The sequence below is a fragment of the Micromonospora yangpuensis genome, from assembly GCF_900091615.1.
GTDB classification, from domain to species: domain Bacteria; phylum Actinomycetota; class Actinomycetes; order Mycobacteriales; family Micromonosporaceae; genus Micromonospora; species Micromonospora yangpuensis.
Genome location: NZ_FMIA01000002.1, coordinates 4,210,028 through 4,224,369 on the forward strand (window position 1 = coordinate 4,210,028; position 14,342 = coordinate 4,224,369).

General features: G+C 68.2%; 15 protein-coding genes, 1 tRNA gene and 1 pseudogene. 7 read left to right on the forward strand and 10 right to left on the reverse strand.

Annotated features, from left to right (window positions below):
• Positions 1 to 343: 343 nt before the first annotated feature.
• From GA0070617_RS19025 to GA0070617_RS30685, 3 genes are all read left to right on the forward strand, one after another.
• Positions 344 to 1,222 (forward strand): cytochrome c oxidase assembly protein, encoded by an 879-nt coding sequence (locus GA0070617_RS19025; RefSeq protein ID WP_268239748.1) that lies wholly within the window; start codon positions 344 to 346, stop codon positions 1,220 to 1,222.
• Between the two features lie 301 nt (positions 1,223 to 1,523).
• The gene (def, locus tag GA0070617_RS19030; protein ID WP_091440156.1) at positions 1,524 to 2,072 is read left to right on the forward strand and encodes a peptide deformylase; all 549 of its coding nucleotides are present in this window, start codon (positions 1,524 to 1,526) and stop codon (positions 2,070 to 2,072) included.
• A gap of 4 nt (positions 2,073 to 2,076) precedes the next feature.
• Complete coding sequence (locus GA0070617_RS30685; RefSeq protein WP_175440585.1) at positions 2,077 to 2,250, forward strand: hypothetical protein; 174 nt, start codon at positions 2,077 to 2,079, stop codon at positions 2,248 to 2,250.
• 9 nt (positions 2,251 to 2,259) lie between these two features.
• Here the strand turns inward: GA0070617_RS30685 and GA0070617_RS19035 are convergent, their stop codons facing one another.
• From GA0070617_RS19035 to GA0070617_RS19065, 7 genes are all read right to left on the reverse strand, one after another.
• Complete coding sequence (locus GA0070617_RS19035) at positions 2,260 to 3,522, reverse strand: IS256 family transposase (protein ID WP_091435527.1); 1,263 nt, start codon at positions 3,520 to 3,522, stop codon at positions 2,260 to 2,262.
• Positions 3,523 to 3,692: 170 nt separating this feature from the next.
• On the reverse strand, positions 3,693 to 3,827 hold the full coding sequence (locus GA0070617_RS19040) for an NAD(P)-binding domain-containing protein (RefSeq protein WP_217628849.1): 135 nt from the start codon (positions 3,825 to 3,827) through the stop codon (positions 3,693 to 3,695).
• Positions 3,824 to 4,870 (reverse strand): enoyl-CoA hydratase/isomerase family protein, encoded by a 1,047-nt coding sequence (locus GA0070617_RS19045; RefSeq protein WP_091440159.1) that lies wholly within the window; start codon positions 4,868 to 4,870, stop codon positions 3,824 to 3,826. The genes GA0070617_RS19040 and GA0070617_RS19045 overlap by 4 nt, the downstream gene beginning before the upstream one ends.
• The gene (locus tag GA0070617_RS19050) at positions 4,867 to 5,052 is read right to left on the reverse strand and encodes a hypothetical protein (protein ID WP_091440162.1); all 186 of its coding nucleotides are present in this window, start codon (positions 5,050 to 5,052) and stop codon (positions 4,867 to 4,869) included. The genes GA0070617_RS19045 and GA0070617_RS19050 overlap by 4 nt, the downstream gene beginning before the upstream one ends.
• An 81-nt stretch (positions 5,053 to 5,133) precedes the next feature.
• Positions 5,134 to 6,255, reverse strand: a complete 1,122-nt coding sequence (locus GA0070617_RS19055; protein WP_091440165.1) for a bifunctional 2-methylcitrate synthase/citrate synthase — start codon at positions 6,253 to 6,255, stop codon at positions 5,134 to 5,136.
• A gap of 48 nt (positions 6,256 to 6,303) precedes the next feature.
• Positions 6,304 to 7,215, reverse strand: a complete 912-nt coding sequence (gene prpB / locus GA0070617_RS19060) for a methylisocitrate lyase (protein WP_091440168.1) — start codon at positions 7,213 to 7,215, stop codon at positions 6,304 to 6,306.
• Complete coding sequence (locus tag GA0070617_RS19065; RefSeq protein ID WP_229688187.1) at positions 7,212 to 8,771, reverse strand: MmgE/PrpD family protein; 1,560 nt, start codon at positions 8,769 to 8,771, stop codon at positions 7,212 to 7,214. The genes prpB and GA0070617_RS19065 overlap by 4 nt, the downstream gene beginning before the upstream one ends.
• A gap of 143 nt (positions 8,772 to 8,914) precedes the next feature.
• Between GA0070617_RS19065 and GA0070617_RS19070 the strand changes: the two genes are divergently transcribed.
• Positions 8,915 to 10,318, forward strand: a complete 1,404-nt coding sequence (locus GA0070617_RS19070) for a short-chain fatty acyl-CoA regulator family protein (RefSeq protein WP_091440171.1) — start codon at positions 8,915 to 8,917, stop codon at positions 10,316 to 10,318.
• A gap of 34 nt (positions 10,319 to 10,352) precedes the next feature.
• Here the strand turns inward: GA0070617_RS19070 and GA0070617_RS30690 are convergent, their stop codons facing one another.
• Positions 10,353 to 10,607 carry a TetR-type transcription factor C-terminal domain-containing protein gene (locus GA0070617_RS30690; protein WP_091440174.1) on the reverse strand — a complete coding sequence of 85 codons (255 nt, stop codon included), beginning with the start codon at positions 10,605 to 10,607 and terminating at the stop codon, positions 10,353 to 10,355.
• Here GA0070617_RS30690 and GA0070617_RS19080 point away from each other — a divergent pair.
• Entirely contained in the window at positions 10,606 to 10,875 is a 270-nt protein-coding gene (locus tag GA0070617_RS19080) for an AMP-binding enzyme (RefSeq protein WP_091440179.1), read from the forward strand. The genes GA0070617_RS30690 and GA0070617_RS19080 overlap by 2 nt on opposite strands.
• A gap of 224 nt (positions 10,876 to 11,099) precedes the next feature.
• Here GA0070617_RS19080 and GA0070617_RS19085 read toward each other — a convergent pair whose 3' ends face one another.
• Positions 11,100 to 11,726 (reverse strand): DUF4304 domain-containing protein, encoded by a 627-nt coding sequence (locus GA0070617_RS19085; protein WP_229688188.1) that lies wholly within the window; start codon positions 11,724 to 11,726, stop codon positions 11,100 to 11,102.
• Positions 11,727 to 12,220: 494 nt separating this feature from the next.
• Between GA0070617_RS19085 and GA0070617_RS31615 the strand changes: the two are divergent.
• Both GA0070617_RS31615 and GA0070617_RS31620 read left to right on the forward strand, forming a co-directional pair.
• Positions 12,221 to 12,619 (forward strand): annotated as a pseudogene (locus tag GA0070617_RS31615) (recombinase family protein); the annotation flags it as partial.
• A 239-nt stretch (positions 12,620 to 12,858) separates the two neighbouring features.
• Positions 12,859 to 13,896: a recombinase family protein gene (locus GA0070617_RS31620; protein WP_229688234.1), complete on the forward strand. Its 1,038-nt coding sequence runs from the start codon at positions 12,859 to 12,861 to the stop codon at positions 13,894 to 13,896.
• On the opposite strand, the gene GA0070617_RS19095 is transcribed toward GA0070617_RS31620, so the two are convergent.
• Positions 13,852 to 13,935, reverse strand: a tRNA-Leu gene (locus GA0070617_RS19095). The two genes, GA0070617_RS31620 and GA0070617_RS19095, sit on opposite strands and share 45 nt — an antisense overlap.
• Between the last annotated feature and the right edge of the window lie 407 nt (positions 13,936 to 14,342).

Below are 14,342 nucleotides of genomic sequence, written 5' to 3' on the forward strand. Positions count from 1 at the left end.
ACGGAAGCTCCTCGGCTCCGGATCACCCGCCGCCGACGACTACCCGGCGAGGCCCTACCGCCGCCGTCCCGGGATCGACCCGCCATCCAAAGGACACGACGACCTGACCTGCTGGTTCACGTCGTGACATGAGTTATCTCGGCGACGGAAACCAACTACGGCGCGGAAGCGACCATCCGTACGACAACAACGTCGGGGGAATTCGTCATGCCCAGTTCCATCACCGGCCCGTTGCTGCGGCCGGGGGCCATGCTCAGCGCCGTCGTACCGCCCGTGTCACTCGCCGCCTTCGGGTCGTCTGGTCCTGGTCGGCGGCGGAGACGTCGTCTGCCAGGACCCGCCGATGTTCTACCGGTCCGCCGCACCCGGGCGAGCCAGGCCATCGCCAACCCCAGCCAGGCCGTCCACTACTGATACAGGTCGTCAACGTGCCAGACAATACGCGTACGTACTGTTCAGTGCCCACATGGTGCAGCACATGGTGCTGTCGATGCTGGTACCGATCCTGCTCGTCGGCGGCGCCCCCATCACCCTGGCACTGCGGGCGCTACGCCGCCCGACAGATCCACAGGTACGGGGTGTCCGGGAGTGGCTGTTGCTGGCGCTGCACAGCCGACCCACGAGGCTCCTCACCCATCCGGTTGTCGCCCTGGGCATCTACACCGGCAGCCTGTTCGGCCTGTACTTCAGCGACCTGCTCGGCACCCTCATGCGTTCGCACCTGGGCCACCTGGCCATGCTCGCCCACTTTGTGATCGCCGGGTACCTGCTGTTCTGGGTGCTGATCGGCGTCGACCCCGGCCGTCCTCGCGTGCCCCATGCGATTCTGGTGCTCATCCACCTCGCGGCGATGATGGCACATGGATTCTTCGGTCTGGTGCTGATGCAGACCACCACCGTCATCGCCCCCGACTGGTACCCCGCCGTCCACCCCGCCTGGGCATCGTCCCTACTCGAGGACCAGCAGCTGGGCGCCGGGATCGCCTGGGCGTTCGGGGAGATCCCCGCCGTCGTCGTCATGGTCCTGCTGGTCCGTCAGTGGGCCCGCGCCGACCGACGCGAGGCGGCCCGCCTCGACCGGGCCGCCGACCGCGCCGAGGCAACCGGCGAGACCGACGACCTCGCCCGCTACAACGTCTTCCTCGCCGCCGCACACGCCGACAACGCCACACCTCAGCCGAACAGACCACCTGTACAGTCCGAGAAGCCGGAAACATCCTGACTAGACGCTTGTTTCGCGTTCGCGTCAGTAGCAATGGATTCACGTTCCGGCATCGGCGGCCGGAATGTCCGCCCCAGCCCGAAACAGGTGAAACCCGTCCCGCTTGATCCCAGACCGGAATCAGAGCATCTCACCCCGGGATCGCGTCTGATTCACTTTCATCCCGCATCACGTCCGCCGAGCCCGCCCCGGACACCGTAGGTTGCTGCATGACCGAACCCGTCCGACCTGTCCGACGCCCTGACCACCGCCTCGCCATCACTTACTGCAAAAGATAGGCAACTGCATAAGATTGGTTACTATGCAGACCTCGACCGGCACCCCACGCCCCATCACCCGCTACGGCACACCCGTGCTGCACCGCCGCTGCGCCGAGGTGACCGACTTCGACGACGCCCTCGCCCAGCTCGTCGCCGACATGTTCGCCAGCATGTACGCCGCCCACGGCGTCGGCCTGGCCGCCAACCAGATCGGCGTCGACGCCCGGATCTTCGTCGTCGACTGCACCGACGCCACCGGCGCCCACACCGTCGCCACCGTCGTCAACCCGGTCCTGCACCTACCCGAACACCGCGACCTGGTGACCGACACCGAAGGCTGCCTTTCCGTCCCCGGCCAGCACGCCGAACTGGCCCGCTGCGCCACCGCCACCGTCACCGGCTACGACGTCCACGGCCACGAGATCCGGCTGGACGGCACCGGCACCCTCGCCCGCTGCTTCCAACACGAGGTCGACCACCTCGACGGCCTCGCCTACGTCGACCGGCTCCCCACCAAACTCCGCAAACGCATCCTGGCCGCCAGCGCCGAACACCCCGGCGTCGGCGTGGGCACCGACCAGGACGACTGATTCGATGCCGATCGTCCTGAGCATCGAAACCTCCTGCGATAAGACCGGCGTTGCCATCGTCGCCGACGGCGTCCTGCTCGGCGACGTCGACAGCCCGCGCCGCCCTTCGGTCGTCGCACATGGTGCCGCACCGACCGAGGGGAGTGTGGCGATTTCCGTGTTTGGGCCTGTGGTGTGATCGAGGTTGTTAGATGGTGATCCGGTCGCTGTAGGCCAGGATCAGGGCGTTGAGGGCCTTGGCCCAACCGTAGACCCGGCCGGTGATACTCCCGCCGCCCCGGCGTTTCTGCTGGACGACGAGGTAGAGGACCTTCATCGCGGCCTGCTCGGTCGGGAAATGCCCGCGGCGGCGGGCGGCCTGCCGGAACCGGGCGTTCAGGGACTCGATGATGTTGGTGGTGTAGAGGACTTTGCGGACCTCGTGGTTGTAGTCCAGGAACGGCACGAACTGGGGCCAGGACTGGCGCCACAGCTTGATGACGGCCGGGTAGCGGTCGCCGAACTCGGCGGCGAACGCCTCGAACCGGGTCTCGGCGGCGGCCACCGTGGGCGCGGTGTAGATCTCCCGCAACGCGGGGGTGATCTTCTGCCAGTCCTTGCGGTTGGTGTAGCGCAGGCTGGCTCTGACGAGGTGGACGACGCACTGCTGATGCACCGCGAGCGGCCACACCTGTTCGATCGCGTCGGTCATGCCCTTGAGTCCGTCGGAGCAGACCATGAACACGTCCTCGACGCCCCGGTTACGCAGTTCGGTGAGGTAGGCGGCCCACTGCTTGGCGCCCTCACCGCCGGTGCCGGCCCACATGCCGAGCACGTCGCGTTCCCCGTCGAGGCTGATCCCCACGACGACGTAGACGGGTCGGTTCGCGACCTGCCCCTGGCGGATCTTCATCACCAGGGCGTCGATGAACACCACCGGATAGATCCGGTCCAGGGGGCGTTGCCGCCACGCTTCCATGTCGGCCAGGACACTGTCGGTGACCCGGCTGATCAACTCCCGGGACACCTCGGCGTCATACACATCGGCGAGATGCGCGGAGATCTCCCCGGTCGTCAACCCTTTCGCGTACAACGACAGGATCGCCTCGTTGAAGCCGTCAAGGCGGCGGGCGTGTTTCGGCACGATCCGCGGGGTGAACGACCCGGCCCGGTCCCGAGGGACCTGGATCCGCACCGGCCCGACCTCGGTCTGCACCGTCTTCACCCCGTGACCGTTACGGATGTTGACCCGCCGACCGGTCTCCTCGTCAACACCGGCGTCGTCGAGGTGGGCGTCCAACTCGGCGTCGAGCGCTGATTCCAGGACGGTGCGGGTAATCCCGGCGAGGAGCCCACCCGATCCGACCAACGAGACTCCGTCGGCCTTGGCCCGCTCGACCAACTGCTGGGCGAACTCCCGCTCCGCCACCGACGGCCCCGGAAGCTGAACCGGATTCTTCTTGTCTGCCATGACGTGGTCCTTCCTGGACAGGATCGACGTCCTGTCCAACGGACCACACCCAGGTCAAACACGGAAATCTACGCAGTCCCCGACCGAGCACCGCGTCTTAGCAGTCGGCGAGGTGTTGTCCCGTCGGCAGCATGGTGATCACCGCGTCGGCGCTGCGGAGACGCTGTCGGTCACGGTGACGCCCGGGCGGTCGCCTGGTCGGCGGCGGGTGCGGGGTCGTATCCGATCACGTGGTGGCCTGCGGCGACGAGGTTGGCTGCCATCGGGGCGCCCATGTTGCCCAGTCCCAGAAACGCGATGGTCACAGTGCCTCCACGGTCAGGTCCGGCGGGTTGTCCAGTGGACGGAAACAGGCGTCCACGAGATGTGGTGGCACGTCGGCGAGCGTCGACGGCTGCCAGCGGGGGCAGCGGTCCTTGTCGATGATCTGGGCGCGGATGCCTTCGGCCAGGTCGGGCAGCCGCAGCATCGCGGCGGACAGCCGATACTCCTGTGCCAGGGCCGCCGGCAGGTCGGGCAGGGTTACGGCGCTGCGCAGCGAGCGGAGCGTGACGGACAGCGCGGTGGGTGACCGGCTGTCGAGCATCGTGGCGGCGGCACGTGCGTCGGGTGCGTGGTGACGGGTGAGTCGTTCGATGATCTTCTCGACCGATCCACCGGCGTAGCAGTCGTCGATCCAGTCTTGGGCGGCGGCGAGGGTGGCCGGGGGCGGGGTGGTGACGAACGAGGCGACGGCGCCGGCGGCGTCGCGGCGGGCCAGCGCGGACCTCAGGTACGGAAGCCTCGCGGTGGGGATGTAGTGATCGGCCAGGCCGACGGCGATGGCGTCGGCGGCACCGATGGGCGTGCCGGTCAGGGCGAGGTGGGTGCCGAGTTGGCCTGGGGCGTGGGAGAGCAGCCACGATCCGCCGACGTCGGGGTGGAAACCGATGCCCACCTCCGGCATCGCCAGCCGGGAACGTTCGGTCACCACCCGCAGCGACGCGTGGCCGGAGATGCCGATCCCACCTCCCATGACCAGCCCGTCCATCCAGGCGACGATGGGTTTGGGATAGGCGGCGATGGTGGCGTTGAGTCGGTACTCGTCGGCCCAGAAGTCCAGTGAGGCGGTTCCTCCGGACACCGCGTCGGCGTGGATGGCTCGGATGTCGCCGCCGGCGCACAGGCCACGGTCACCGGCGCCGGTGATCAGGACGGTGCGGACCCGATCGGAGGCGGCCCACAGGGCCAGGGTGCGGCGGATGATGGTCACCATCTGAGCGGTCAGGGCGTTGATGGCGGCCGGCCGATTCAGGGTCAGGTGCCCGAGATGGCCGGTCAGCCGGGCGATGACCGGTGGCGCGCTCACGCGGCGCTCCGTTCGTCGAGCATGCTGCGGGCGATGATCAGCCCCATGATCTCGTTGGTCCCTTCAAAGATCTGGAATTCGACCACCTCCGCCCCCCGCTGGTTGTCGCCGTGTGCGTCGCCGAATCGGCCGGTGCTGCCGGCGACGCGTCTGCCGGCGATGAAGTGGGTGAGCTGGTCCATGGCGTCTCCTGATGGGAAACGGACGGCCTGGTCCTGGTGGGACGGCGGGCGTCGGGGCTTCTGGGTGGTTGGCGGTGCAGGTCAGGCCGGCACGGGGCGCTGTTGCGGGCCGGTGTAGGCGCTCAGCGGGCGGATGAGCACGTTGGCGGTGAGCTGCTCGACGATGTGCGCGGTCCAGCCGGTGATGCGGCTCATCACGAAGATCGGTGTGAAGGTGGGGGTGTCGAAACCCATCACGTGGTACGCCAGCGCGGAGGGGTAGTCGAGGTTGGGGTGGATCCCCTTGCGCTGGAGCATGGCGGTCTGGAGCCTGGTGTACACCTCGGCGAGCCGGCGGATGCGGTCCTCGGCGTGGGAGGCGATCAGGTTGTCCAGGGCGTCCTGCATGATCGGTACGCGGGAGTCGCCGTTCTTGTAGACCCGGTGCCCGAATCCCATGATCTTCTGCTTGGTGGCGAGAGCGTCGTCCAGCCAGGACTCCACCCGGTCCGGGTCGTCGATGGCGACGAGCATGTGCATGACCGCTTCGTTGGCGCCTCCGTGCAGCGGGCCCTTGAGCGCGCCGATCGCGCCGGTGATGGCGCTGTACAGGTCGGACAGCGTTGAGGTGATCACCCGGGCGGCGAAGGTGGAGGCGTTGAAGCTGTGCTCGGCGTACAGGATCATCGTGGTCTCGAAGGCGCGGACCATGTCGGTGGACGGTACCTCGCCGAAGCACATGTGGAAGAAGTTCTCGGCGTAGCCGAGCGTCGGGTCCGGTGGGATGGGGTCCTGTCCCCGACGGCGGCGCAGGTCCAGGGCGACGACGGTGGGCAGCTTCGCGAACAGTGACAGGGCCTTGGCCTGGTTGGCCGCGCGGTCGGCGAGGTCCTCGGTCGGGTCCTGGGCACCGAGGTAGGACACTGCGGTGCGCAGCACGTCCATCGGATGGCAGGTCTCGGGGAGCTTGCGCAGCAGTTCCTGCCCGGTGCGGTCCAGGGACCGCTGGGCGGCTTCGGCGGCGCGGAAGTCGGCGAGTTGGGTCGCGTGGGGTAGGTCGCCGTGCCACAGCAGGTGGGCGACCTCTTCCCAACTGCGGGAGGCGGCGAGGTCCTGCACGGCGTAGCCGCCGTAGGTAAGCGAGTTGGTCTCGCTGATCACGGTGGAGATGGCGGTGGTGTCGACCACCACGCCGGTCAGGCCACGGCGGATGTCGGTGCTCATCGGTGTCGTTCCTCCGGGATGTCGGGACGCGCCGCGCCCGCGTGGTGGTCAGGCGTCGGGTGGCAGGGTGAAACCGGCGACATCGGCGTCGAAGCGGCTGTACTGGTCGTATTCGATGACCTCGTAGAGCCGGGAACGGGTCATCATCGTGTCGAGCAGCCCGGTGGCGGTGCCGTCGGCGGCGAGTCGACGCAGACCGGACTCGACCGCGCCCATCGCCAGTCGCAGCGTGGTGACCGGATAGATGACGAGGTTGTAGCCGAGGTCGCGGAGTTGGTCGACGGTGAGGCTCGGGCCCTTGCCGAACTCGGTCATGTTCGCCAGCAGCGGCACGTCGACGGCGGCCCGGAACGCGGCGAACTCCGCCTCGTCGGCCAGCGCCTCCGGGAAGATCGCGTCCGCTCCGGCGTCGACGTACGCCTGTGCCCGGGCGATCGCACCGTCCAGGCCCTCGACCGCACGCGCATCGGTGCGAGCCATGATCAGGAAACCGGGGTCCCGGCGCGCGGCCACGGCAGCCCGCAGGCGACGCACCATGTCCTGCGGCGTGATCAGTGTCTTGCCGTCCAGGTGTCCGCAGCGTTTCGGGTTTACCTGGTCTTCCAGGTGGCAGCCGGCCAGTCCGGCGTCCTCCAACCGTTGCACGGTGCGGGCCGCGTTCAGCGGTTCACCGAAGCCGGTGTCGGCGTCGACGAGCGCCGGCAGGTCGGTGCTGGCGGCGATGTCCGCGGCCCAGCCGGCGACCTCGGTCAGTGTGGTCAGGCCGATGTCGGGCAGCCCGGCTGCGGCCGACAACGCACCGCCGGAGACGTACACCCCGTCGAAGCCGGTCTGCTGCACGATCCGGGCGGTCAACGGGTTGAAGGCGCCCGGTAGCCGCAGCAGTTCGCCGCTGGCCAGGCCGGTGCGCAGCGCCGCGCGTTTGGCGGCGGCGCTGGTGCGCGCGTACAGGTAGGTCATCGGAAGATTCCTCCTGGCAGGGCGGCGTCGGCGTGCGTGATCGCCGCGTGGTCGACCGTGGGGAACAACGCCGGAAGTTCCTCACCGGTGAGGTCGGCGAGCCGGGCGGCGGCGTCGAGGAACTCCCGCTGGGCGTCGGCGGGGACCACGCCCTCGGCGAGGGTGGTGAACTTGCGGACATAGGCGGGGCGGTCGAAGGGACGCGCGCCGTCCGGGTGGGCGTCGGCCAGGGCGAGGGAGTCCGCCAGGACGGTGCCGTCGGTGAGGGTGATCTCCAGGCGTCCACCGAACGCCTTCTGCGTCGGGTCCGGGCTGTGGTAGCGGCGGGTCCACTCCGGATCCTCGACCGTGGTGATCTTGTGCCAGAGGGCGACGGTGTCGGGGCGACCGGCCCGGTGCGGGTCGTACGAGTCGACGTGGTGCCAGGCCCCGTCCTGCAGCGCCACGGCCAGGATGTAGGGGATGGAGTGGTCAAGGGTCTCCCGGCTCGCGGTCGGGTCGTACTTCTGTGGGTCGTTGGCCCCCGAGCCGATCACGTGGTGGGTGTGGTGGCTGGTGTGCAGAACGATCGAGTCGATCCGGTCCACCCCTGCGGCGGTGTCGATGCCGGGCAGCTTGTCGCGCATCGCGCGGGCGAGGTCGACGAGCGCCTGAGCCTGGTACTCGGCGGAGTGTTCCTTGGTGTAGGTGCGCAGGATGCCGCGCAGCGGATCCCCGGGAGCCGGTAGCGGCACGGTGTAGGTGGCGTCCGGGCCGCCGAGCAGCCAGGCGATGAATCCGTCCTCCCCCTCGTAGATGGGTGCCGGGGCACCCTCGCCGCGCATCGCACGGTCGACCGCCTCGATCGCGGCCTTGCCGGCGAACGCGGGGGCGAACGCCTTCCACGAAGAAATCTCGCCTTTGCGGGACTGGCGGGTGGCGGTGGTGGTGTGCACCGCCTGACCGATTGCCTGGTAGACCACCTCGGTGGGCAGGCGCAGCAGCGCGCCCAGGCCGCAGGCCGTCGCCGCGCTCAGATGCGCCACGTGGTCGATCTTGTGCTTGTGCAGACAGATCCCGGTCACCAGGGCCACGTGCACCTCGTAGGCGACCAGCAGACCGCGCAGCAGGTCCGCACCGCCGGCACCGACGTGCTGGGCGACGGCGAGCAACGGCGGGATGTTGTCCCCCGGATGGGAGTAGTCCGCCGCCAGGTAGGTGTCATGGAAGTCCAACTCCCGCACCGCGGTGCCGTTGGCCCAGGCCGCCCACTCCGGCGACACCCGCAGCGCCGGATCGGCGCCGAAGACCGACGCCCCCGGGCCCGTCTTGTGCGGTCGGGCCTGTGTCCGGGCCACCGCGACCGGACGCCGGGACAGCGAGGCCATCGCCACCGCAGCGTTGTCGATCACCCGGTTGGCGACCATCGCCGCCGCGTCGGCATCCAGCGGAGCGGGCGCGGTGGCCACCTCGGCCAGCGCCCAGGCCAGTTGCCGGTCGCGGGGCAGCCGTTCCGCACTGGGCGATACGCGTACGACATGCTCGATCAACGGGATCTCCTCAGGCTCGGCGGTCACCCTGTCAGGCTCACCGACCGACAGGGCCGGCGTCGAGGCCCGGAAGATGCGTACTTTCCACCCCGGGAGCAGCAAAACTGCAATGTTTGCAAACTTTGCAAGTGTTATATTCGCAGCTCCGGGGCACCGCGAGGAGGTGACGAGTGACGGCGGACAAGAAGCTCTACGCGTACGCCAAACTGCGCCGGCTCCGCCGCGAGCAGGGCCTCACCCAGGCCGAACTCGCCCGCCGCCTGGACATCTCCACCAGCTACCTCAACCAGATCGAGAACAGCCAACGCACGCTCACCGCGCCCATCCTGTTGCGCCTCGCCAAGGTCCTCGGCGTCGATCCGGAACACTTCGCCGACACCGATGCCGAGCGACTCGGCGCCGACGTGCGCACCGCGCTGGCCGACGAGGCGAGCGGCGTGAACATCGACCCGGTCGAGGTCGTCGAACTCGTCCGCGACTATCCGGCTGCCGCGCGCGCCCTGGTCGCCCTGCACCAGCGCTACCAGGACGCCGCCGGACGGGTCGCCGCCCTCGCCGGACCCACCGGCAACCCGCCACTGCTCGGTGAGCCGCACGACGCGGTACGCGACTTCTTCTACGAGCACTACAACCACTTCGACCCGCTGGACACCGCCGCCGAGCAGCTCGCCGGCCGACTACGACTGACGCCCGCCCGGGCAACCGAGACGCTCGGCCGACACCTGCGCGACCAACACGGCGTCGGAGTGCTCGTCACGGCTCCCACCGCCGAGTCACGCCGGTATGACCCCGACAGTCGCGTGCTCCACCTGGCCGCCGACCACACCGACGGCCAACGCGCCTTCCAGATGGCCACGCAGCTGGCATTCCTCGAACACGGCGACCGGATCGGCGAGCTGGCGGCCGGCCTCACCTCGCCGCCGGCAAACGCGCTGGCCCGCATCGGCCTCGGCAACTACTACGCGGGCGCACTGCTGATGCCCTACACCGACATCCACCGCCAGGCCGAACAGCTGCGCTACGACGTCGAGCTGCTAGCCGGCCAGTACGGCGTCAGCTTCGAAACCGTCTGCCACCGGCTCAGCACCCTGCAACGACCGACCCGCCGTGGAGTGCCGTTCTCCTTCCTGCGCGTCGACCGCGCCGGGAACATCTCGAAACGACAGTCCGCGACCGACTTCCACTTCTCCCGCTTCGGCGGCACCTGCCCCCTGTGGATCATCTACGAGGCGTTCGCCGCCCCCGGACGGATCCTCACCCAGGTCGCCGAGATGCCCGACGGTAAACGCTACTTCTGGATCGCCCGCACCGTCACCCACGGCGGGCGCGGACACCACAGCCCGCGCAGCACCTTCGCCGTCGCCCTCGGCTGCGAACTACGCCACGCCCACCGGCTCGTCTACAGCGACGGCATCACCCTCGACGACCCCCGCACCGCCACCCCGATCGGCCTCGGCTGCCGCATCTGCGAACGCCGCGACTGCGCCCAACGCGCGCGACCGCCCGCCGCCGGCGGCCTACTCATCGACGAGAACCGACGCACCGTCATCCCCTACGCGGTGGATCGCAGATAGCAGGCTTCCGCCGTCTCCCCGAAGTGACCGTCCGCTACCCGGTGCGCTCCGGCCACAACTCGGCGACCAGGCGGTGCGCGTCGCGGGCGATGGCGGTGCCGAGGTCGGGCACTGACCCGGACACACCGAGCACGTTGAGCGCCAACTCGGTGTAGCGGGCGGCCATCTGCTCCACCGACAGCGGCCCGTCCGGGCGATACCACCGCGCCACGCCACTACACATCTCCAGCAGCACCCGGCGCGCCACGTCCGGCGCCCGGAGGTACCACCTCGGCCGGATCAAGAACATGATCCGCCGTAGTGGTAAGAACATCGCCGCCGCCGAGGTGGAGCATGTGCTGATGGAGCATCCTCGGGTGCGCCTCGCAGCGGTGGTGGGTGTGCCCGACGACCTGCGCGGCGAGGAGATCAGGGCCTACGTCGTGAGGGCCAGGGACTGCACCCGTTGCTCTTTGTATCGCCGATGGGCTACCCCAGATGCCACGGCGGATGCCTGCGCTACCTACAGCGCCCCCGTTTACCCCCCGAAAACCCAGCCGATCATTGACAATAAGTGACAAGCCAAGACTAGCGCCCGACACCCTTTCTGCACGTCAGAGCACATTCTTGGCAAGCAACGACAAGCCCGAGAATACTACTTTTCGCAACAAGTGGGTCAGAGCCCGACCAGCCGGGCCTCCAGGCCGGCGTACTCATCCCCAACGCCGCAGGCTCTTCTACCTGCGGCGCCTTGATGACCTGATCATCCGCTCTTCCGGCGCCTTCGGTTTCTCTGCAGGCCTCATTGCCATTCGGCTGGCTGAGCGCGGCTGTTGGCGTATCCCCACACCGCTTTGGTGGGAATGGAGTGGTAAGTGCTCTGTGGTCTTTCGACGAACAGCAGGTGCCGCAGTTCCTCGATCGGACCCCATTCCGCCAGCAACCACGCCCGCAGCAGCCAGTCGCCGGGCCCGAGGACCTCTACGGTCTGGTCGAGAACGACCGCACGGTTCAGCAGGGGAAGAATCCGGGGCATCGTCTCGTCCAGACGCTGCCGCACCAGTGTGGACGCCTCGTACGCAGTGTCGTCGTCGGCGATCCGCCACTGGCCGCCAGCCGGCGATAGGCGGGTGAAGCCGAGCCGACGCCGCCAAATGCCGTTTTCGTGCCAGGGCAGCGCCGATTCGGAGCGTCCGTTCCGCTGCCGGTCCCACCCCCACTTGGGTGCCAGGACGAGGGCGACGTTGAGGTAGAAGACCTTCTCGTGCCTGCTCGAGTGCTCCGAGATCTGCACCTCGACGATCAACGCGTCACCATCAGGGGAGAACCGGCGGAAGACGAGCCCTCCCTCACCCTGCTCGAAGCCGTACCCGGCGAGCTGAGCCGCCAGATCCTCGACGAAGCCGTCAAACGACGTCTGCACGGACATCCGCAACTCCCTCCACGCTCGCCGCGACGGCGACGCGTAGATGACCATCCTGCGGCGGCCAAGGCATCGCCGATGGCGCCGACGTCAATGACGATTCCATACTCGTCCGCAGTAGTGACCGAACGGTAAGCATCCCATGGTTTCTCGAACTGGCTGCGGCCACTCCACGAAAGGAGGCACTCATGACCCTCCCACTCGACTTCACGATTGCGGATTATCCCGCATCCCGGAGCGCCCATGAATCAGTACCAAACAGATTTCCCCGATGACCCGGACAACGAATACAATCACGTCGGCAACCGACAGAAGAGAATCGGAAAATATGCACCACCCACCGTGATCACCCCATCTGATCCACCCACAATGAATCCGGCTGCCGCCCGTGTCCTTCTGCGGATAGTCCTCTCCGCATATCGGCGGCTGCCGCACCCCGACAGTGAGGAACGACCACCATGAACTGGAACACCCATCGCTCCGGCGAACCGCCGGCCCGGATGCGTTTCGCCTTCTACGGGCGGGTCTCGACAGAGGACCAGCAGGACCCGGAAGCGTCACGGGCCTGGCAACTGTCCCGGTCACGAGCCCTGATCGAACCGGCCGGCGGACACGTGGTCGAGGAGTTCTTCGACGTCGGCCTGTCCCGCTCACTACCCTGGAAACGGCGCCCTCAGGCAACCCGGCTCCTCGCGGCGCTGCGAGATCCCCGGCGAGGCTTCGAGGCGGTGGTGATCGGCGAGCCACAGCGCGCCTTCTACGGCAACCAGTTCGGGTTGACGTTTCCCCTGTTCGAGCACTATGCCGTCGGGCTGTGGGTGCCGGAGGTCGGTGGAGCCGTCGACCCGGGCAGCGACGCCCACGACCTCGTCATGGCCCTCTACGGCGGCATGAGCAAAGGCGAACGCAACCGCATCAAGGTCCGCGTCCGTAGCGCCATGGCCGCCCAAGCCGCAACCGAAGGCCGGTTCCTGGGCGGAAGCCCTACGGCTACCGCCTCGCCGACGCCGGCCCACACCCCAACCCCGCAAAAGCAGCCGACGGCCGACGGCTGCACCGCCTCGAACCCGACCCACTCACCGCAGACGTCGTCCGACGCATCTACACCGAGTACCTCGCCGGACACGGCTTCTTCGCCATCGCCGAAGGACTCACCCGCGACGGCATCCTCTCCCCCTCGGCCTACGACCCGCGCCGCAACCCACACCGCACCACCACCGCGTGGAGCAAAAGCGCCGTCCGGGTCATCCTCACCAACCCCCGCTACACCGGCAGGCAGGTCTGGAACAAGCAACGCAAGACCGAGATCCTCATCGACGTCGACGACGTCGCCCTCGGACACGAAACCAAACAACGCTGGAACCCCAGCGACGAATGGATCCACTCCGCAGCCCTGGCCCACGAACCCCTCGTCAACGACGACACTTTCAACCGCGCCCAGACCCTGATCGCCGCCGCCGGCAGACGCCCCGACGGAATCAGGAAACCCCGGGCCAGCAGCCGCAACTACGTCCTGTCCGGCCTCCTGCACTGCGGCATCTGCAAACGCCGCATGATCGGCAGCTTCAACAACGACCGCAACAACTACCGCTGCACCTACGCCGCCGAGTACGCCGACGCCAACCGCGTCGCCCACCCCCGCAGCGTCTACGTCCGCGAAGACCACATCCTCGAACAACTCGACCCGTGGCTCGCCAAGGTCCTCTCACCCGACCGACTCACCGACACCGTCCAGGCCATGACCGACGCCCAACACGACGACACCGACCACCAGGCCATCGCCGCAGCCCGGGAAACCCTCGCCACCTGCACCACCCGACTCGACCGCTACCGCGCCGCCCTCGACACCGGCGCAGACCCCGCAGTCGTCACCCGATGGATCGCCGACGTCCAAGCCGAACAGGTAACCGCCGAAGCCGACCTACGCCGCCTCACCGGACGCCGCACCATGAACCCCGACGAGATCCGCCACATCGTCAAGAGCCTGGGAAACATCACCAACGTGCTCCGCGACGCAGACCCCAAAGACAAGGCACGGATCTACCGCGAACTAGGGCTAACCCTGACCTACCGGCCAACCACCCGGATCGTGTCCGCTCAGGCAACCCCAAGTGGATCATGTACTAGTTTGTGTCCGAGGGGGGACTTGAACCCCCACGCCCTATACGGGCACTAGCACCTCAAGCTAGCGCGTCTGCCATTCCGCCACCCGGACCTACTCGCGCAGCCTACCCTGTCGGCGACAGGTGATTTCACCGCCTGTCGCCGGCCCCGGAAAGCCGCACGGGGCATTACTGTACACGTCCCGGTGTGGCCGCGCACATCGCCTTCAGGCCTTCCGGACGGTGTCGGATCCGTCGTGCGCCCACGGCGCACCGGCACCGGTTCCGGCGCCCAATCGGGGTGCGTTCGTGGCCGAAGGCCTACCCGCCCGGACGCTGCGAGCGGGTCTACCCCCGCCCGTTCACCGCCGACGAACAGGACGTCGTTGGCGACGTGGACGGCCATCGCCGGTAGCACGGGTGGGTTCCCCCGCCTCGTCAGATCACAGCCACCGCGAGGCAGGTTCGCGACACAGTGTCGCAACCTTGACGACAGGTTGTCGCATAAGGCAGGGTGCGG